Below are 17,051 nucleotides of genomic sequence, written 5' to 3'. Positions count from 1 at the left end.
CAATCACCGTGCGCTCGTAGCGCTCGACGCGCTCCTTGAGCGGCATGCTCTCTTCCGCACCGTCGGCCACCACCTGCGTGCGGCCGACGCCCAGCACCAGCCGATCCGCCGCGTTGCGCAGCTCGCGCACGTTGCCGGGCCAGCTCGACTGCATCAGCTCGTGGCGCTGCCGCTCGGCCAGCATCGGCAGCGGGCGCTGGTAGCGCACGGCGGCTTCCAGCAGGAAGTGCTCGAACAGCGGGATGATGTCCTCCCGGCGCTCACGCAGGGGCGGCAGGTCGATGGCGACCACGTTCAGGCGGTAGTACAGGTCACGCCGGAAGCCGCCGGCGTCGATCAGCGCTTCCATGTCGCCCTTGGCGGCGGCCACGATGCGCACGTCGATGCGCACCGAGGCGTTCGAGCCGAGCCGCTCCAGCATGCCCTCCTGCAGCACGCGCAGCAGCTTCACCTGCAGCGCGATCGGCATGCTCTCGATCTCGTCGAGGAACAGCGTGCCGCCCGAGGCGTGCTCCAGCTTGCCGATGCGCCGCTTGGCCGCGCCGGTGAAGGCGCCGGCCTCGTGGCCGAACATCTCGCTCTCGAAGATCTGCTCGGGCACCGCGCCGCAGTTGAGCGCGATGAACGGCTTGTCATGGCGCGGCGACAGCATGTGCAGGCTGCGTGCGACCAGCTCCTTGCCCGTTCCCGTTTCACCGTTGATGAGCACGGGCGCGTCGGTGGTGGCCACGTTCTCGATCAGCGCGCGCACCGCCCCCATGGCGGGCGAGCGGCCAATGATGCGGGTGCCCGCCGCCGGCCCGGCCAGCTCGCGGCGCAGCGCGCGGTTCTCCAGCTCCAGCGCGCGGCGCTCGACGGCGCGGCGCACGGTCTCGGTCAGGCGCTCGGCGGGGAACGGCTTCTCGATGAAGTCGAACGCGCCCTCGCGCATCGCCTGCACGGCCATGGTGATGTCGCCGTGGCCGGTCACCAGCACCACCGGAATGCCGGTGCCGAACGACTGGCAATGCGCCAGCACATCCAGGCCGCTCGCACCGGGCAGGCGCAGGTCGCTCACCACCACGCCGGGGAAGTTTGCATCGATCTTGCCGACAGCCTCTTCGGCGCTGCCGAAGGCCTGCACGTTGAAGCCGGCCAGCTCCAGGCTCTGCGCGGTGGCCTGGCGCACAGGCGGATCGTCTTCGATGAAGAGAACGTTCAAACCTTCGGACATGGGTCGTGTGGGTGTGAAAAACAGGTCAGGAGGTCGCGGCCGACGTCACCTCGGCGCGTACCAATGTCAGCGTGAACTGCGCGCCGCCGTCCGGCATGTTGATTGCCGACAGCGAGCCGCCAAAATCGCGCGCAATGCTGGTGGAGATTGCCAGCCCGAGGCCCAGCCCCTGGCCGATCTCCTTGGTGGTGAAGAATGGCTCGAACAGGTGCGGCATGGTGTCGGGCGGGATGCCAGGGCCATTGTCGCGCACGGCAATGCTCAACTGCTTCAGTGGCGATGGGACGCCTTCTGCGGGACCAACATCGATGTCGATGCGGCCGGGGCGCGCGGCGTCGTTGGCGCCGATGGCATCGAGCGCGTTGCCGATCAGGTTGATCAGCACCTGCTCGAGCTTCAGCTCATCGGCGCGGACGAGGGCCTCGGCTTCCGGCACGCGCCAGTGCAGCTCCAGCCGCACGTCGCCCAGGCGCGGGCGCAGCAGCGCCAGCGAATGGTCGAGCGCCACGCGCACCTGCACATCGCTGTGCTTGCGGCGCGAGCGCCCCGCAAACAGCTTGAGCTGCGCGGTGATCTTGCCCATGCGCTCGGTCAGGTCGGCAATGGCCTGCAGGTTGTCGGTAGCGGCGCCGTGCTGGCCGCGCTCCAGCAGGATGCGCGTGTTGTCGGAGAAGGTGCGCAGCGCGGCCAGCGGCTGGTTCAGCTCGTGCGTGATGCCGGCGGCCATCTGGCCGAGCGCGGCAAGCTTGCTGGCCTGCACGAGCTCGTCCTGCGTGGCGCGCAGTTCGGCCTCGGCGCGGGTGCGGTCGACGATCTCGTGCTGCAGCTGTTCGTTGGTGGCCATCAGGTCGGCCGTGCGGTCTTCGACGCGGCGCTCGAGCTGGTCATACGCTGTTTCGAGCATTCTGCGGCTGCGCAGCATCTCCATCAGGCGCAGGCGGCGCTGGCGCCAGTAGAACAGCAGCAGGCACGCGAACGCGAAAGCAAACGCCGCCGCCACGGTGGCGCTGCGCGCGGCGCTCATCACCGGGTCGACCGGTGTCAGGTACATCAGCTCCCAATCGGGTTCGATCAGCTCGCGCGACACCAGCAGGTAGCGCGTGGCGTTGATGCGGTCGCCCACCCGCACCAGTTGCGCCCCCTCGGGCAGACGGCCGACCAGCTTCAGGAAGGCCGGCACCTCGGGCCGCAGCGGCAGCGGCGTGATCTGCTTGCGGTAGTACTGACGGGTCGCTTCCAGGTGCGCGTTCAGTTCGGGCGTGATCGGCTCGACCGTGCGGTACTGCCACGCCGGCACCGACGACAGGAAGATCACGCCATGCTCGTCGGCCACCATCACCGGCTCGGAGGCATCGTGGCTGGCGCGGCCGAACCACTCGAGATTGAGCTTGACCACCGTCACGCCGATCACGCGGCCATCCTGCATGACCGGCTGCGAGATGTAGTAGCCCGGCTCCTCGCGCGTGATGCCGATGCCGTAGAAGCGCCCGACGTGCCCGGCTGCGGCTTGCTGGAAGTACGGGCGGAAGCGGTATTCGGCGCCGACGAAGCTGTCCGGCTGGTTGTAGTTGGAGGCGGCCAGCGCCTGCCCGCTCGGCGCGATCACATAGGTGGCGGTGGCGTGGGCGCGGTCGTTGACTTCGAGCAGGTAGCGGTTGGCACGGGCGACGTTCTCGGGCGTCGGGTTGGCCAGCAGGTCGTGGATAAACGGATGCAGCGCGATCAGCGCGGGCAGGTATTCGTAGCGGTCGAGCGTGCTCTTGAGGTTGGCGGCGTAGCGGTCGACGCGGCCGCCGGCGGCCTGCTGCGCCTGCGAGAGCCCGCGGTTCCACGTCACCACGAAGGTGGCCGCGCACACGAGCGTCATCAGCGCCACCAGCCCGGCCGCCACCAGCCACCAGAACCCGCGTCGCGAGCTGGAAGCGCCGGTGAAGGAGAAATCGGGATCGGACATCGGCAGGGGGTGGGCGGAAGCAGCAGTCGCCCTGCCTTCCGCAGCCGTGCCCGCCGTCAGCATGTCGCCGATGCGCATCGCAGGGTGCTTCCCAAAAAAGAAGCGGGGCCGTCTGGAAGGACAGGCCCCGCAATCATACGCTTTCAAGCGGCGGCGCCCGAAGGCGCCTGCCCGTGTTGCCCGATCAGGCCGCCGGGGTCGCCGGCACGCTTTCGCTGCGGTTGCCCGACATCACGCGGGCCAGCTTGGTGCGGTCCAGTTCGCGTTCCCACGCGGAGATCACCACGCAGGCCACGCCGTTGCCGGTGATGTTGGTCAGCGCGCGGCACTCGCTCATGAAGCGGTCGATCCCGAGGATCAGCACCATGCCTGCCACCGGGATGTCCGGCACCACGGCCAGCGTCGCGGCCAGCGTGATGAAGCCCGCGCCGGTGATGCCCGAGGCGCCCTTGGAGGTCAGCATCGCCACCGCCAGGATGGTCAACTGCTGGGTCCAGGTCAGCTCGATGTTCAGCGCCTGCGAGATGAAGATCACCGCCATCGTCATGTAGATGTTGGTGCCGTCCAGGTTGAACGAGTAACCGGTCGGGACCACCAGGCCCACCACCGACTTCGAGCAGCCCAGCTTTTCCATCTTTTCCATCAGGTGCGGCAGCGCCGATTCCGACGAGCTGGTGCCCAGCACGATCAGCAGCTCTTCCTTGATGTACGCCACGAAGCGGAAGATGTTGAAGCCCGTCAGGCGCGCGATGATGCCCAGCACCACCACCACGAAGATGATGGCGGTCAGGTAGAACGTGCCGATCAGCTTGAGCAGCGGCACCAGCGACACCACGCCGTACTTGCCAATGGTGAAGGCCATCGCGCCAAACGCGCCGATCGGCGCCACGCGCGTGATGATGTGCACGATGCGGAAGAACACGTGGGCGATCTGGTCGATGAAGTCCGTCACCATCTGCGCACGCTCACCCATCGCCGACAGCGCCGCGCCAAACAGCAGTGCGATCAGCAGGATCTGCAGGATGTCGCCCTTGGCAAAGGCATCCACCACCGTGCTCGGAATGATGTTGAGCAAGAACTCGACCGTGCTGGCCGACTGTGCCTTGGTGGCGTACTGCGCCACGGCCTTGGCGTCGATGGTGTGAACGTCGACGTTAAAGCCCGCACCCGGGTTGAAGATGTGGCCGGCCGCCAGGCCGATCACCAGCGCGAAGGTCGACACCACCTCGAAGTAGAGCAGCGCCTTGCCACCCACGCGGCCCACCTTCTTCATGTCGCGCATGCCGGCGATGCCGGTCACCACGGTACAGAAAATGATCGGGCCGATCACCATCTTGATCAGTTGGATGAAACCATCGCCCAACGGCTTCATCTTGGTCGCCAGTTCAGGCGAGTAATGGCCCAGCAACACGCCAAGCACGATGGCAGTCAACACCTGCACGTACAGGATCTTGTAGAACGGTTTTTTCATGTCTTCCTCGAGTGTCACAGACCGGCCGTGCGCTCACCTGCTCGCCCGGTCCGACCCGCCCTGATGTGGTCTCTCTCCTGCCGCGATCCGTCGGTTGTTCCGGCGTTTCCCGCGGCAGGGCGTTCTTTATCGCAAGGGCTGTGCCAGTCCTCCACCCCCGTGCCGGCAACCCGCCAGCCCTTGTGCCAGCTTGGTGTGACTACGATGGCACCCGGCCTGACCGTCGTCAATCCCGGAATCCGCGCAGGCGGGCCGTCCGAAACTCCGGAAAACGTGCTGCAGCGCAACACCGCGCGCCTTCAGCCGGTCGAAGGAGGGGGCCGCCCCACTGGCGGACCGTATAATGCCGGCTCGTTACGCATTTCCACAGTGGGCGCGACGCCGTAGTGCCTCGCGTCCGATCCAGCGCCCATCCATGAGCAGCCACTACCAGCATCACGTTTTCTTCTGCCTCAACGAGCGCGAGGACGGCTCCCGCTGCTGCGCCGATTTCGGCGCCAAGGCCATGCAGGAGTACGCCAAGAAGCGCTGCAAGGAACTCGGCATCAACGGCGAAGGCCGCGTGCGCATCAACAAGGCCGGCTGCCTGGACCGCTGCGAACTCGGCCCGGTGCTGGTGGTCTACCCCGAGGCCGTCTGGTACACCTTCGTCGACCAGCACGACATCGACGAGATCATCCAGAGCCATCTGATCGAAGGCAAACCGGTCGAGCGCCTGATGGTCGATCGCCCTGCCGCCTGAATCGCCTGAGCCTGACCGCATCCGCTTTGCCATGAACGTGCATACCGAAGAACGCCTGATCCCCGGCCCGGTCGGGCAGATCGACATCTCGATCGACCTTCCGGACGGCGCGCCGCGCGGCCTGGCGCTGGTCGGCCATCCGCATCCGCTGTTTGGCGGCACCAAGGACAACAAGGTCGCGCAGACCTTGGCACGCACCTTCGTCGGCCTCGGCTACGCAACGGTGCGCCTGAACTTTCGCGGCGTCGGCAAGACCGAAGGCACACACGACAACGGCATCGGCGAGCAGGACGACGTGCTGGCCGTGCTCGACTGGATGCGCACGCAAACCGAATGGTCGGCCGATGTCGCCACGCTGCCGCTGGCGCTGGGCGGCTTCTCGTTCGGCAGCTTCGTCATCTCGCAGGTGGCGCGCCGCCTGGCCGAGGCCGGCACGCCCGCCGAGCGCCTGGCGCTGGTCGGCACCGCCACCTCGCGCTGGGACGTGGCCCCGGTGCCCGCCGACACCATCATCATCCACGGCGAGCAGGACGACACCGTGCCGCTCATCGACGTGCTCAACTGGGCGCGCCCGCAGGAATTGCCGGTCATCGTCATTCCCGGCGCGGACCACTTCTTCCACCGCAAGCTGCACCTGATCAAGCAGCTGATTACCGGCGCCTGGGCGCCACGGCCGTAACCCTTTTGTTTTCCCGGACGCTGGGTCCCCCCGGCCGCAGCGTCGTTGAACCCCAAGCAGATTCGCAGGACCCGCCATGCAGACCCGTTTCACGCCTTTCGCCTTCCACTCCGCCGCCATCGCCGTCGTGACCACCGCCGTGCTTGCCACGGCAACGCAAGCCGTGGCGCAGCCCGTGCCCGCCCCGCAAGTGGCCGCACGCGCCTGGATGCTGACCGACGTAACCAGCGGCCAGGTGCTGGGCGGCGGCAACATGGACGAGCGCATCGAGCCCGCCTCGCTCACCAAGCTGATGACGGCCTACCTCGTCTTCGAGGCCGTGCGCGACGGCAAGCTCAAGTACGACCAGATGATCACGCCCACCGAGAGCGTGCGCACCGTCAAGACCGACGAATCGCGCATGTTCCTGCAGCCGGGCAGGCCGGCTTCGGTGCGCGAGATGGCACAGGGCCTGATCGTGCAATCCGGCAACGACGCGGCGCTGGTACTGGCCGAGGCCGTGGGCGGCACCGAGACGAATTTCGTCATGCTGATGAACCGCGAGGCCGAGCGCCTGGGCATGAAGAACACGCACTTCATGAACGCGGCCGGCCTGCCCGACCCGAACCACTACACCACGGCACGCGATCTCTCGATCCTGACGGCGGCGCTGATCAAGGATTTCCCGCAGGACTACAAGTTCTATTCGCAGAAGGAATTCACCTATAACAACATCAAGCAGCCGAACCGCAACCGCCTGCTGTGGCTGGACCCGACCGTCGACGGCGGCAAGACCGGCCACACCAAGTCGGCCGGCTACTGCCTGGTGACCTCGGCCAACCGGCCGCTGCCGGATGTGCCGGGCGCCAACCGCCGCCTGCTGTCGGTGATCATCGGCACCAAGAGCGACCAGGTCCGCACGCAGGAGAGCCTGAAGGTCCTCAACTACGGCTACCAGTTCTTCGACACGCTGCGCCTGTACGACGCTCAGCAAGTGCTGCAGACGCCAGACGTGTACAAGGGCCAGGCCAAGACCGTGAAGCTCGGCGTGGTGGATGCGAAGTGGATCACCGTGCCCAAGGGCATGGGCGGGCGCCTGAAGCCGGTGCTCGAGCGCCGCGACCCGCTGCTCGCCCCGATCACGCAAGGCCAGCCGCTGGGTACCGTCAAGGTGATGGACGGCGCGACGGTGGTGCAGGAATTCCCGGTGGTGGCGCTCGAAGCCGTGCCCGAAGCCGGCTTCATCGGCCGCACGATCGACTCGGTCAAGTTGTGGTTCAAGAAGAAGTAAGCGACAGGTAGGGAACGCTCATGGACACCTCCAACAAGACCCCAACCGGCATTGCGCCCGACGATTCGCTGATCGAATATCCAAGCGACTTCCCCATCAAGGTGATGGGGAAGATGCAGGACCACTTTGCCGAGGCCATCGTCGAGGTGGTGCGGCAGTTCGATCCGGAGTTCCACGCGGGGCGCATGGAAATGCGCCCGTCCTCGGGCGGCAACTACCTCGGCCTGACGGTGATCGTGCGTGCGACCAGCCGTGCACAGCTCGATGCGCTGTACCAGGCGCTAACGTCGCACCCGATGGTCAAGGTGGTGCTGTAAAGCCGCTCGCCTAAGGAAGAACGCCCCGGTCATGCCGGGGCGTTTTTCATTCCATCTGCATCTCCGGCGGCGCCATGCGGAAGCCGCGCGTGAGATAGCCGAGATACAACAGCCCCAGCACGAACCAGCAGCCGCCCAGGATCAGCGCGTGCCGGTCCAGACTGCACATCAGCCACACGTCGCCCACCGCGCCCAGCAGCGGAAACAGCACACCCGGAATCACGTGCGAACGCACACCCTGCGCGCGTGCCAGCCAATGCTGGCGGATCACCGCCAGGTTGACCGCCGTGAACGCCAGGAACGCACCAAAGTTGATGAACGACGTGGAGGTCGCCACATCCAGTTCCAACGCAAGCAGACCGATCACGCCCGCCAGCACGATGTTCAATGCCGGCGTGCGAAAGCGCGCGTGGATGAAACCAAACACACGACGCGGCAGCACCTCATCACGCCCCATCGCATACAGCAACCGGCCGACGCTGGCCTGCGCCGAGATGCCCGAGGCGAACTGCGCCAGGATCAACCCCGCCAGAAACAGCATCACGAACACATCGCCACCAATGGTCTTGGCGATCTCGAACGCCGCGGCATCGACGTTGGCGAACGCCATGCTCGGGTGCGCGATCTGCGTGAAGTACGCCGCCAGCACGAACACGCCGCCGCCCACCAGCGCCACCAGCACGATGGCGCGCGGGATGGTCTTGCGCGGCTCGATGGCCTCTTCGGTGAGCGTGGAGACGGCATCGAAGCCGAGGTACGAGTACGCCGCGATGGCCGCGCCGCTCATGGTCACGGCAAACGGCACGTCGGCGTTGAAAAATGGCGCGACCGACCACAGCCCGCCGGGCCCCTGCGCCGCCAGCACGTAGCGCACGCACAGCGCGATGAACGCCGCCACGATCACGAACTGCACGATCATCAGCACGATGTTGAAACGGCTCGCCAGCTGGATGCCGACCACGTTGATGATGGTGGTCAGCACGATAAAGCCGAGCACCCAGCTCCACGCCGGCACGCCCGGGAAGGCGCTCGTCAGATAGGCCGCGCCGATCAGCCAGATCACCATCGGCAGGAACAGGTAGTCCAGCAGCACCGCCCAGCCCACCACGAAGCCCACGTGCGCGTTGAACGCCCGCCGCGTGTAGGCATACGCCGAACCGGCCACCGGAAAGATGCCGGCCAGCCGCCCGTAGCTCATGGCGGTGAAGATGACGGCGCCGAGCGCCAGCAGATACGCCAGCGCCACCGTGCCATGACTGGCCGTGGCGAGCACGCCGTAGGTGCCATAGACGATCATCGGCGCCATGTAGGCCAGGCCAAACAGTAGGACCGACGGCAGGCCGAGCGTGCGCCTGAGCTGCGCCGCCTCGGGCGCGGTGGGTGCGGACATGATGTCTCCAGATCGGCCGCTTGGCGGCCTTGTGTTCTAGGTGGGGGGGCGCGGCGTCAGGCGATCAGCCAGCGCCGCTCATGGGGATAGGTCAACTCGGCGGCGGCAGCTTCGCGGCCGTGATGGGCGATGCGGCGGTCGTCGAGGTAACGGTAGTGAGCGCGGCTGGCGGCCAGGCGCGACAGGTCCAGCGTGGCGTAGAGGATCTCCGGCTCGCTGCCGGCCTGCGCAACGACCTCGCCGAACGGGTCGACGATGGCGCTCTCGCCGGGGAAGCGCGTACCGTCAGTGCTCGTGCCGCAGCGATTGGCCATCACGGCGAGGACCTGGTTCTCCATCGCGCGGGCGGCGATGGCGCGGCGGTGCACGGGCCCATACGGGTCCATGTTGCCGTTGGTGACGATGAGCAGATCGGCGCCCAGGCTGGCCAGCGTGCGCGCCCCCTCCGGGAACTCGATGTCGTAGCAGATCAGGAGACCGACCCGCAGGCCATGCCACGGCGCGGTCGCCAGGAAGGTGCCGCCGTCGAACACGCCCACGTCGGACGCCCACAGATGCGTCTTGCGATAGTGCAGCGCCAGGCCATTGGGCGTGAGCAGCACGCTGGCGTTGTAGAAGCGGCCGTCGTCGTGCTCGGCAAAGCCGATCGCCACCGACACGTCGCGGGTGCGCGCCGCCTGGGCGATGGCGCGGATGGCCGGACCGTCGATCGGCTGCGAGACGACGGCGCGGTTCTCGGGCGTGGGAAAACCCGACAGCATGGTTTCGGGAAACACCACCAGGTCGGTGCCTGGCCGGAGGGTGTCGAGCGTGGACAGCACGCGGGTGAGATTGGCGTCGACGGCCGCGTCGTCGATGGGCAGTTGGGCTACCGCAACCTGCATGGGGGCGCTCCTTGAAAAGGACGGAACCGAGCCCCTCGCTCAATGAAAATTGACGTTATAAAACAGGGAGTTAGTAGACTCGGCGAACTTGCACTGTAGCGCCCCGTGGTGCACGAACCTACGGCCAATCCCGTATTTCTGCTGGAGCCAATGTCACGTTAGTTGACGCCTCACCCCTTTGCCACGTGACCCAGGCAGACGGTGTTGTCGTGCATCAGCCGCTCCAGCTTGAGCTTGAACGCCGCGATCTCCGGCAGCAGCCACGCGCGGAAGGCCTGCATCTTGGGCGTCTGCAGCGCGCCGTGCGGACATACGAAGTAGTAGTTCCACGGGCATGGGATCACCGCTTCGAACAGGCGCACCACGCGGCCGGCCATCAGGTCGTTGAAGGCCAGCGTCGGGCGGATCAGCGCGATGCCCTGCCCCGCCGCCGCGGCCTGCAGCAGCAGCGACGAATCCTGGAACATCAGGCCCGCGCGCGGTTCGACAAACCCTTCCAGGCCGGCTTCATCGAACCACGGCTTCCACGTCTCGCCTTCGCTGCGCAGCAGGGTCATGCCGGCCATCTCGGCCAGCGTGCGCGGCAGGCGCCCGCCGTTGAACGACGGGCTGCAGATCGGGAAGAACACGTCGTCGAGCAGCTTTTCCACATAGAGGCCCGGATAGTTGCCCGAGCCCATGCGCAGCGCCACGTCCACCTCTTCGCGCGCGAAGTCGACCAGCGCGGGGCTGGAGAACAGCTCCACCTCCAGCTCCGGATGGCGCTCGATGAAGGTACCGATGTGCGGCGTAAGCCAGCGCGCCGCGAACGACGGCATGGTGCTGATGGTCAGGCGGTTGTCGCGGTTGCCGGCGCGCAGGTGATGCGTGGCCTGGGCGATCTGGTCGAGCGCGTCGCGCACGCGGTCGGCGTAGGTGCGCCCGGCATGGGTGAGCACGACGCGCTTGCCGCGCCGCTCGAACAGCGGCACGCCCAGCTCCTCTTCCAATGTGCGCATCTGGTGGCTGACCGCGCCGTGGGTGACGAACAGTTCCGTCGCCGCGCGCGAAAAACTCTCATAGCGCGCAGCCGCCTCGAACACCCGCAGTGCGCCCAGCGACGGCAAACGCATCGGTTCCCGGATTTCCGACATGGTTTCGCTCCTGGCCCTCGTCTGTTCTATGTGAGCCTGACTATCAAAGACACCAATATATATCGTTTGTACCTAGGCAACCACAGGCCTAGACTTCCTTCCACGGCAGGCCCCATCCCGATGCCGTGAAGGAGCCGAACATGAAAGCTGTCCTCACAAAAATTGTATTCACCCTGCAACCCGGCGAAGTGGTCGCCCTACGCATGCCGGCGAACCAGAACCTGCGCGTTGAAGAGGCCTATGGCCGTGACGTGTGGATCACCCACGAGAACAAAGCCGGCGATGAGTGGTTGCACGCTGGCGGTAGCGTGGCCGTCAAGCGCGGCGAGGAAATCGTGGTCTCGGTCGACCCGAAAGCCACCGGCCCGGTCTCGCTGGCCATCGAGGCCCTCGACGGTCATATGCCGCGCAAACCGCTGCACATGGCGAACGGCTGGCGCCATATGCTCGCCGCGCTCGGCTGGAACGAGCACGCCGACACGCCCGTCGTGGCCGCCTGAATTGGCCACCTGAGCCACCGAACCTGTTTCAGCATCCTTTCGTGGCACGTGCCACGAAAGCCCGATGCCGGCGCGATGCCTCCCATCGCACCGGCATCGTTTTTTTGGGGCCGACCCTGACGGCAAGTCGGGCAAGCGCGGCCAACGCCGCCGCCGGCCCTGCGCTACACTCGCGGGCATGATTCCGATTGACATCGTCGAGCGCGGTTTGCAGGACTACGCAACCTGCTTCGACGCCATGCAGGCCTTCACCGCCCAGCGCGGTCCCGACACCCCCGACACGATCTGGCTGGTCGAGCACCCGCCGGTGTTCACGCTCGGGCTGGCCGGCGATCCGGCCCATCTGTTGGCGCCCGGCAACATCCCGCTGGTGAAAGTCGACCGTGGCGGACAGATCACTTACCACGGCCCCGGCCAAGTCGTCGCCTACCTCTTGCTCGATCTACGCCGGCGCGGGCTGTTCGTGAAGGCCCTGGTCGACGCCATCGAGGCGGCCGTCATCGAGACGCTCGCCACGTATAATGTCGCCTCCGAACGCAAGGCTGGCGCCCCCGGCATCTACCTGTCGAGCGGGCCGCAGGGTGGGCCACATGCTGGCGCCAAGATCGCCGCGCTGGGGCTGAAGATCCGCAACGGCTGCAGCTACCACGGCGTGAGCCTGAACCTGGCGATGGACCTGTCGCCCTTCACGCAGATCAACCCGTGTGGCTATGCCGGCCTGGAAACCGTCGACATGGTGACCGCCGGTGCCCGCGATGCGACCGGGCGCGAGGTCGACGCCAGCGACTGGCAACGACTCTCGCGCGAACTGGCCGATGCGCTGGTCGCCCAATTGCAGCAACGCGCGCAAGCGCAACCCGCCGTAGCCGCTTTCCGCTAGCAGCCGGCACGCAGTACCGAATGCACGTGCCACAAGCCGTGCGGAGAACACGATGACCGATTCCGCCACCGGCGCCGCAGAAAACGCCGCCTCGTCGAACGAACCGTACGACGCCACCCGCAAGCAGAAGTCGCTCGACAAGACCGCGCGCATCCCCATCAAGATCGTGCCGGCCGAGAAGCTCAAGAAGCCGGACTGGATCCGCGTGCGTGCCGCCACCGGCAACTCGCGCTTCTACGAGATCAAGGACATCCTGCGCGCCAACAATCTCGTGACGGTGTGCGAAGAGGCGAGCTGCCCGAACATCGGCGAGTGCTTCGGCAAGGGCACGGCCACCTTCATGATCATGGGCGACAAGTGCACGCGCCGCTGCCCGTTCTGCGACGTCGGCCACGGCCGCCCGGACCCGCTCGATGTGAACGAGCCGGAAAACCTGGCCAAGACCATCGCCCAGCTCAAGCTCAACTACGTCGTCATCACCAGCGTCGACCGCGATGACCTGCGTGACGGCGGTGCCCAGCATTACGTCGATTGCATCTCGCGCACGCGCGCGCTGTCGCCGGCCACCCGCATCGAGGTGCTGGTGCCGGACTTCCGCGGCCGCCTGGAGAAGGCGCTGGACATCCTCCAGGAATGCCCGCCGGACGTGATGAACCACAACCTGGAAACGGTGCCGCGCCTGTACAAGCAGGCTCGCCCGGGCGCCGACTATGCGCACTCGCTCAAGCTGCTCAAGGACTTCAAGGCCCGCAACCCGAACACCCCGACCAAGTCCGGCCTGATGGTCGGCCTGGGCGAGACGGACGAGGAGATCCTGGAAGTCATGCGCGACATGCGCGAGCACGACATCGACATGCTGACCATCGGCCAATACCTGGCGCCGTCGGGCCACCACCTGCCGGTGCTGCGCTACGTGCACCCGGACACCTTCAAGATGTTCGAGGAGAAGGCCTACGAGATGGGCTTCACGCACGCCGCCGTGGGTGCCATGGTGCGCAGCTCGTACCACGCCGATCAACAGGCGCACGAAGCCGGCGTCGTCTGATCAGCGCTAAGCGCAAACAAAAAGGGCCTTGGGTTACACCCCAAGGCCCTTTTGCTCTGGTGCGGCGGAATCAGGCGCGCGAAGCGGCGTTCGGATAGCTCACGTCACCATTCCACGACAGGTAGCCGTAGGTATCGGCTTGGCGATCGGCGCCTTGGGTGTACGGATCGAAGCGGTCGCCGACACGGGCCAGATAGCCGTAGGTATCGGCTTGGCGATCGGTGCCCTGGGTGTACGGATCAAAGCGGTCGTTCTTCCACGACAGGTAGCCGTAGGTGTCGGCCTGACGGTCGGTGCCTTGGGTGTACGGATCGAAGCGGTCGTTCTTCCACGACAGATAGCCGTAGGTGTCGGCTTGGCGATCCGCGCCTTGCGTGTACGGATCGAACTTGGCGGCAGCGCCGTCGGTGTACGGATCGGCCTTGCCGACAGCACCTTGCGTATAGACGTCGAACTTGGCGGCGCCCTGGGTGTACGGGTCAGCCTTGGCGACGGCGCCTTGTGTGTACGGATCGGCGCTGCCCTGCACGGCGGCGGCGGCCGGTTGGGCCGACAGCAGCGTGGCGGAGGCAGACAGGGTGGCCACCAGGGCCAGCAGGGTACGACGGGAGAAAGCGGTTGCGAGACGGGTGTTCATGATCGGCTCCTTGTGCCTGGGTGTTCGGGTGCGCTCATGTTCTTGCGCTTGAAGGCAGAATAGATCGTTGCCCTTGCCGGATAAATGTGACATCGAAGAAAAGACTGTTCATCCGACGCCAACAATGTGCGACGCCGCATATTGGCGCGGCGAAGGCATCGCATCCTCGTGTTGTCATGGTCAGGCGGCATGCTGCAACGCATGGCTGCGGAGCACTGACGCCCGCAGGCCGGAACAAGGCCATTGATGGCGCACGATCGCTTTCTCTACCAGGGCTACCACGTGGCGTGCTCAGCCGAGCGCGCGTCCGGACGCGGAATCGTGGTCACGTATCAGGTGATGCATCCGGCGCAGACCGTCGCCGCGCGGGCGGGCGGTCCGGCGTTTCGCGAGTCATTTGTGGCGGGGAACATGGCGTCATTGGCCGATGCGCTCGAGCAGGGCCGAGCCCGGGCGCGGGCGCTGGTCCTGGCCCTGCTGCGCCATCCGGATACGTTCGCCCGGACAGTCTGACGGCCATCGCGCCCCGCCCCGTTCAGACCGTCACGACGATCTTGCCGAACTGCTGGTTGGATTCCAGATAGCGGTGCGCATCAACGATCTGCTCGAGCGGGAAGATGCGGTCGATCACCGGCTTGAGCGCACCGGAGGCCAAACCGTCGAGAATGAAGCGCTTGGCCGCCGCCAGCTTGGCAGGATCCCGCACCACCAGCTTGTACTGATAGCCGTGCACGCTCAGCATCTTGCCCAGCACCGGGAAGACCGGGTACGCGGCAGGCCCGCTGCTCAATGCGCCGTACTCGATGAGGATGCCGTCGTGCGCCAGCGCCTCGGCCAGTTGCTGCACGAGCGGGCCGGCGATGGGGTCGAATGCCACGCGCGCGCCCTTGCCTGCGGTGATGTCCCGCACGCGGGCGACCAGGTCTTCGTCCTGCGTGACGATCACGTGATCCGCGCCGGCCTCGCGCAGCGCCTGCGCCTTGTCGCTGGTGCGCGTGGTGGCAATGGCGGTGGCGCCCAACATCCGCGCAACCTGGATCGCCGCCAGGCCCACGCTGCTCGATGCGGCGGTGATGATGACCGCATCGCCCCGCTGCAGCTTGGCGAGGTCGATCAGTGCGCCCCACACCGTCACATACTGCATCCATAGCGCCGCCGCCTCGGTCCAGCCCAGCGACGCCGGGTGCTTGACCACCACCTCGGCTGGCACCGTCGCCACTTCGCCGTACATGCCCCAGCGCGTGATCGACAGCGGCGGCACCACGCTCACCGCATCGCCGATGGCAAAGCCGGTCACGCCCTCGCCGATGGCGCTGACGACGCCCGCTGCCTCATAGCCCAGCCGCGCCGGAAACGGGGTGGCCTCGACATACAGCCCCGAGCGGAACATCGATTCGGCCCGGTTCAGGCCCAGCGCCTTGACCCGCAGCGTGATTTCGCCGGGCCCGGGCGGGGCAACCTCGATCTCGTCGAAGCGCAGCACTTCGGGGCCGCCGTTCTGGTGGATGCGTACAACGCGCGCCATGGTGGTTCTCCGTAAGGGAATGAAGGAACCACGACTATATTTAGCGCCAATCTGAAGATAAATCGTGCTATCAATCCATGTATTGGAACGATTAGTTTCTAATCATGGATCGACTCACGAGCATGGCGGTCTTTGTCAAAGCCGCCGAAACGGGTTCGTTCGCCGCGGCCGGGGCGGCGCTGAGCCTGTCGTCGCAGATGGTCGGCAAGCACGTGCGGTTTCTGGAGGCGCACTACGGCATGCGGCTGATCAACCGCACCACGCGCCGCCAGAGCCTGACCGAGGCCGGCCGTGCCTTCTACGAGCGCAGTCGCGCGGTGCTGGCCGAAGCCGAAGCGGTCGACGCGCTCGCCGCCAACCTGCAGGCCGCACCGCGCGGCACGCTGCGCGTCAACGCGCCGATCAGCTTTGGCGTGCATTGCCTGGTGCCGATGCTGGCGTCGTACCTGCGGGCCTACCCCGAGGTGCAGGTCGAGCTGACGCTGTCCGACCGCATCGTCGACCTGGTCGACGAAGGCTATGACGCGGTGATCCGCATCGCCCCACTGGCGGACTCGGGCCTGATCGCGCGAAAGCTCATGCCGTATCGGCTGGTGGTCTGCGCCTCGCCCGCGTATCTGGCCGCGCACGGCACGCCCATGCACCCCGCTGATCTGGAAGGCCACGAATGCCTGGGCTTCGCCTACTGGGCGCAGCCGACGGCACTCAATTGGGAGTTCGAGCGCGCACAAGAGCGGCACACGGTGCGGGTCAAAAGCCGCTTCTCGATCAACAATGGCGCGGGGTTGCGCATGGCGGCGCTCGAAGGGCTGGGGATCATCCTGCAGCCGCTTGAGCTGGTGCAGGACGACCTAGCCACCGGCCGGCTGGTCCAGCTGCTGTCGGACTACGACCCGCCGTCCCTGCCGATCCACCTGCTGTACTCCCCCGACCGGCGGCCGACGCCCAAGCTGCGCAGCTTCGTCGATCACGTTGTCGCCGCGTTCAGCACGTAACGCGGGCACAAAAAAACCGCGCACGGTGGCGCGGTCGTTGCGGCAAGCCTCGGGCTCAATGCTGCGCCGGCTGCCCCGGGCGCGGCCCGCCCAGGTTATCCACCACCTGCCGCCCCGCCTGCTTGTTGCGCCACCAGCCGATCAGCGTGAGCCCGAGCCAGAAGCACTGCGTCAGGAACGACGCCAGGTTGAACGCGCCCATCAGCGAGATCAGGATGCAGGCAGGTCCGAGCAGGTTGAGGCGGACGGCAAACGCGCCGGTCGGCGGCTTGTGCAGGACCTGCACGCCAAAGTGCGCGGAAACATAAGCGGCGACGCCGACCAGACCGACAACGTCGGTAAAACCCAGGGAGGCCATGGTGTGTTGCTCTCAGAGCGAAGGTTGTGGGGAAAGGGGGGAAGGAAACACGCCGCCG

General features: G+C 66.5%; 18 protein-coding genes. 9 read left to right on the top strand and 9 right to left on the bottom strand.

Features of this window, described 5'->3' with window-relative positions; translation table 11 throughout:
• From QZ609_RS07815 to QZ609_RS07805, 3 genes are all read right to left on the bottom strand, one after another.
• The coding region (locus QZ609_RS07815; protein WP_295492929.1) for a sigma-54 dependent transcriptional regulator at nucleotides 1-1,213 on the bottom strand (1,213 nt) is incomplete at its 3' end.
• A gap of 25 nt (nucleotides 1,214-1,238) precedes the next feature.
• On the bottom strand, nucleotides 1,239-3,245 hold the full coding sequence (locus QZ609_RS07810; RefSeq protein WP_295492926.1) for a sensor histidine kinase: 2,007 nt from the start codon (nucleotides 3,243-3,245) through the stop codon (nucleotides 1,239-1,241).
• A gap of 106 nt (nucleotides 3,246-3,351) precedes the next feature.
• On the bottom strand, nucleotides 3,352-4,638 hold the full coding sequence (locus QZ609_RS07805; protein ID WP_295492924.1) for a dicarboxylate/amino acid:cation symporter: 1,287 nt from the start codon (nucleotides 4,636-4,638) through the stop codon (nucleotides 3,352-3,354).
• Nucleotides 4,639-5,053: 415 nt separating this feature from the next.
• Here QZ609_RS07805 and QZ609_RS07800 point away from each other — a divergent pair, with 415 nt between their 5' ends.
• The 4 genes from QZ609_RS07800 to QZ609_RS07785 all read left to right on the top strand — a co-directional run bounded on the left by QZ609_RS07800 (nucleotide 5,054) and on the right by QZ609_RS07785 (nucleotide 7,646).
• Nucleotides 5,054-5,380 (top strand): ferredoxin, encoded by a 327-nt coding sequence (locus QZ609_RS07800; protein ID WP_295492921.1) that lies wholly within the window; start codon nucleotides 5,054-5,056, stop codon nucleotides 5,378-5,380.
• A 31-nt stretch (nucleotides 5,381-5,411) separates the two neighbouring features.
• Nucleotides 5,412-6,059, top strand: a complete 648-nt coding sequence (locus tag QZ609_RS07795) for an alpha/beta hydrolase (RefSeq protein WP_295492918.1) — start codon at nucleotides 5,412-5,414, stop codon at nucleotides 6,057-6,059.
• Nucleotides 6,060-6,135: 76 nt separating this feature from the next.
• Complete coding sequence (locus QZ609_RS07790) at nucleotides 6,136-7,329, top strand: D-alanyl-D-alanine carboxypeptidase family protein (protein ID WP_295492915.1); 1,194 nt, start codon at nucleotides 6,136-6,138, stop codon at nucleotides 7,327-7,329.
• Between the two features lie 20 nt (nucleotides 7,330-7,349).
• Nucleotides 7,350-7,646 carry a DUF493 family protein gene (locus QZ609_RS07785; protein ID WP_295492912.1) on the top strand — a complete coding sequence of 99 codons (297 nt, stop codon included), beginning with the start codon at nucleotides 7,350-7,352 and terminating at the stop codon, nucleotides 7,644-7,646.
• Between the two features lie 46 nt (nucleotides 7,647-7,692).
• On the opposite strand, the gene QZ609_RS07780 is transcribed toward QZ609_RS07785, so the two are convergent.
• The 3 genes from QZ609_RS07780 to QZ609_RS07770 all read right to left on the bottom strand — a co-directional run bounded on the left by QZ609_RS07780 (nucleotide 7,693) and on the right by QZ609_RS07770 (nucleotide 11,053).
• On the bottom strand, nucleotides 7,693-9,036 hold the full coding sequence (locus QZ609_RS07780; RefSeq protein ID WP_295492910.1) for an APC family permease: 1,344 nt from the start codon (nucleotides 9,034-9,036) through the stop codon (nucleotides 7,693-7,695).
• Nucleotides 9,037-9,092: 56 nt separating this feature from the next.
• The gene (locus tag QZ609_RS07775; protein ID WP_295492907.1) at nucleotides 9,093-9,920 is read right to left on the bottom strand and encodes a carbon-nitrogen hydrolase family protein; all 828 of its coding nucleotides are present in this window, start codon (nucleotides 9,918-9,920) and stop codon (nucleotides 9,093-9,095) included.
• Between the two features lie 170 nt (nucleotides 9,921-10,090).
• Nucleotides 10,091-11,053 (bottom strand): transcriptional regulator GcvA, encoded by a 963-nt coding sequence (locus tag QZ609_RS07770; protein WP_295492905.1) that lies wholly within the window; start codon nucleotides 11,051-11,053, stop codon nucleotides 10,091-10,093.
• Between the two features lie 140 nt (nucleotides 11,054-11,193).
• On the opposite strand from QZ609_RS07770, the gene QZ609_RS07765 reads away from it, so the two are divergent.
• The 3 genes from QZ609_RS07765 (at nucleotide 11,194) to lipA (ending at nucleotide 13,478) form a co-directional block, all read left to right on the top strand.
• Nucleotides 11,194-11,553 (top strand): DUF2917 domain-containing protein, encoded by a 360-nt coding sequence (locus tag QZ609_RS07765; protein ID WP_295492903.1) that lies wholly within the window; start codon nucleotides 11,194-11,196, stop codon nucleotides 11,551-11,553.
• 178 nt (nucleotides 11,554-11,731) lie between these two features.
• Nucleotides 11,732-12,433 carry a lipoyl(octanoyl) transferase LipB gene (gene lipB, locus QZ609_RS07760; RefSeq protein WP_295492901.1) on the top strand — a complete coding sequence of 234 codons (702 nt, stop codon included), beginning with the start codon at nucleotides 11,732-11,734 and terminating at the stop codon, nucleotides 12,431-12,433.
• Nucleotides 12,434-12,485: 52 nt separating this feature from the next.
• Entirely contained in the window at nucleotides 12,486-13,478 is a 993-nt protein-coding gene (gene lipA / locus QZ609_RS07755) for a lipoyl synthase (protein WP_295492898.1), read from the top strand.
• A gap of 70 nt (nucleotides 13,479-13,548) precedes the next feature.
• Here lipA and QZ609_RS07750 read toward each other — a convergent pair whose 3' ends face one another.
• Entirely contained in the window at nucleotides 13,549-14,115 is a 567-nt protein-coding gene (locus QZ609_RS07750) for a hypothetical protein (RefSeq protein ID WP_295492895.1), read from the bottom strand.
• Between the two features lie 246 nt (nucleotides 14,116-14,361).
• Here QZ609_RS07750 and QZ609_RS07745 point away from each other — a divergent pair, with 246 nt between their 5' ends.
• Nucleotides 14,362-14,628: a hypothetical protein gene (locus QZ609_RS07745; protein WP_295492893.1), complete on the top strand. Its 267-nt coding sequence runs from the start codon at nucleotides 14,362-14,364 to the stop codon at nucleotides 14,626-14,628.
• A 22-nt stretch (nucleotides 14,629-14,650) separates the two neighbouring features.
• Here the strand turns inward: QZ609_RS07745 and QZ609_RS07740 are convergent, their stop codons facing one another.
• On the bottom strand, nucleotides 14,651-15,640 hold the full coding sequence (locus QZ609_RS07740; RefSeq protein WP_295492890.1) for a zinc-dependent alcohol dehydrogenase family protein: 990 nt from the start codon (nucleotides 15,638-15,640) through the stop codon (nucleotides 14,651-14,653).
• A 104-nt stretch (nucleotides 15,641-15,744) separates the two neighbouring features.
• Between QZ609_RS07740 and QZ609_RS07735 the strand changes: the two genes are divergently transcribed.
• Nucleotides 15,745-16,635, top strand: a complete 891-nt coding sequence (locus QZ609_RS07735) for a LysR substrate-binding domain-containing protein (RefSeq protein ID WP_295492887.1) — start codon at nucleotides 15,745-15,747, stop codon at nucleotides 16,633-16,635.
• A 55-nt stretch (nucleotides 16,636-16,690) separates the two neighbouring features.
• Here QZ609_RS07735 and QZ609_RS07730 read toward each other — a convergent pair whose 3' ends face one another.
• Nucleotides 16,691-16,993, bottom strand: coding sequence for a hypothetical protein (locus tag QZ609_RS07730; RefSeq protein WP_295492884.1), 303 nt, complete (start codon nucleotides 16,991-16,993; stop codon nucleotides 16,691-16,693).
• Between the last annotated feature and the right edge of the window lie 58 nt (nucleotides 16,994-17,051).

The organism is uncultured Ralstonia sp. (assembly GCA_913056305.1).
GTDB lineage: Bacteria > Pseudomonadota > Gammaproteobacteria > Burkholderiales > Burkholderiaceae > Ralstonia.
This window is presented reverse-complemented; position numbering and strand designations above follow the sequence as displayed.

What these genes read in the sequence shown, in the direction of transcription:
- QZ609_RS07810 (WP_295492926.1), bottom strand. Translation starts at nt 3,245, where the DNA reads ATGCGCATCGGCGACATGCTGACGGCGGGCACGGCTGCGGAAGGCAGG.
- QZ609_RS07805 (WP_295492924.1), bottom strand. Translation starts at nt 4,638, where the DNA reads ATGAAAAAACCGTTCTACAAGATCCTGTACGTGCAGGTGTTGACTGCC.
- QZ609_RS07800 (WP_295492921.1), top strand. Translation starts at nt 5,054, where the DNA reads ATGAGCAGCCACTACCAGCATCACGTTTTCTTCTGCCTCAACGAGCGC.
- QZ609_RS07795 (WP_295492918.1), top strand. Translation starts at nt 5,412, where the DNA reads ATGAACGTGCATACCGAAGAACGCCTGATCCCCGGCCCGGTCGGGCAG.
- QZ609_RS07790 (WP_295492915.1), top strand. Translation starts at nt 6,136, where the DNA reads ATGCAGACCCGTTTCACGCCTTTCGCCTTCCACTCCGCCGCCATCGCC.
- QZ609_RS07785 (WP_295492912.1), top strand. Translation starts at nt 7,350, where the DNA reads ATGGACACCTCCAACAAGACCCCAACCGGCATTGCGCCCGACGATTCG.
- QZ609_RS07780 (WP_295492910.1), bottom strand. Translation starts at nt 9,036, where the DNA reads ATGTCCGCACCCACCGCGCCCGAGGCGGCGCAGCTCAGGCGCACGCTC.
- QZ609_RS07775 (WP_295492907.1), bottom strand. Translation starts at nt 9,920, where the DNA reads ATGCAGGTTGCGGTAGCCCAACTGCCCATCGACGACGCGGCCGTCGAC.
- QZ609_RS07770 (WP_295492905.1), bottom strand. Translation starts at nt 11,053, where the DNA reads ATGTCGGAAATCCGGGAACCGATGCGTTTGCCGTCGCTGGGCGCACTG.
- QZ609_RS07765 (WP_295492903.1), top strand. Translation starts at nt 11,194, where the DNA reads ATGAAAGCTGTCCTCACAAAAATTGTATTCACCCTGCAACCCGGCGAA.
- lipB (WP_295492901.1), top strand. Translation starts at nt 11,732, where the DNA reads ATGATTCCGATTGACATCGTCGAGCGCGGTTTGCAGGACTACGCAACC.
- lipA (WP_295492898.1), top strand. Translation starts at nt 12,486, where the DNA reads ATGACCGATTCCGCCACCGGCGCCGCAGAAAACGCCGCCTCGTCGAAC.
- QZ609_RS07750 (WP_295492895.1), bottom strand. Translation starts at nt 14,115, where the DNA reads ATGAACACCCGTCTCGCAACCGCTTTCTCCCGTCGTACCCTGCTGGCC.
- QZ609_RS07745 (WP_295492893.1), top strand. Translation starts at nt 14,362, where the DNA reads ATGGCGCACGATCGCTTTCTCTACCAGGGCTACCACGTGGCGTGCTCA.
- QZ609_RS07740 (WP_295492890.1), bottom strand. Translation starts at nt 15,640, where the DNA reads ATGGCGCGCGTTGTACGCATCCACCAGAACGGCGGCCCCGAAGTGCTG.
- QZ609_RS07735 (WP_295492887.1), top strand. Translation starts at nt 15,745, where the DNA reads ATGGATCGACTCACGAGCATGGCGGTCTTTGTCAAAGCCGCCGAAACG.
- QZ609_RS07730 (WP_295492884.1), bottom strand. Translation starts at nt 16,993, where the DNA reads ATGGCCTCCCTGGGTTTTACCGACGTTGTCGGTCTGGTCGGCGTCGCC.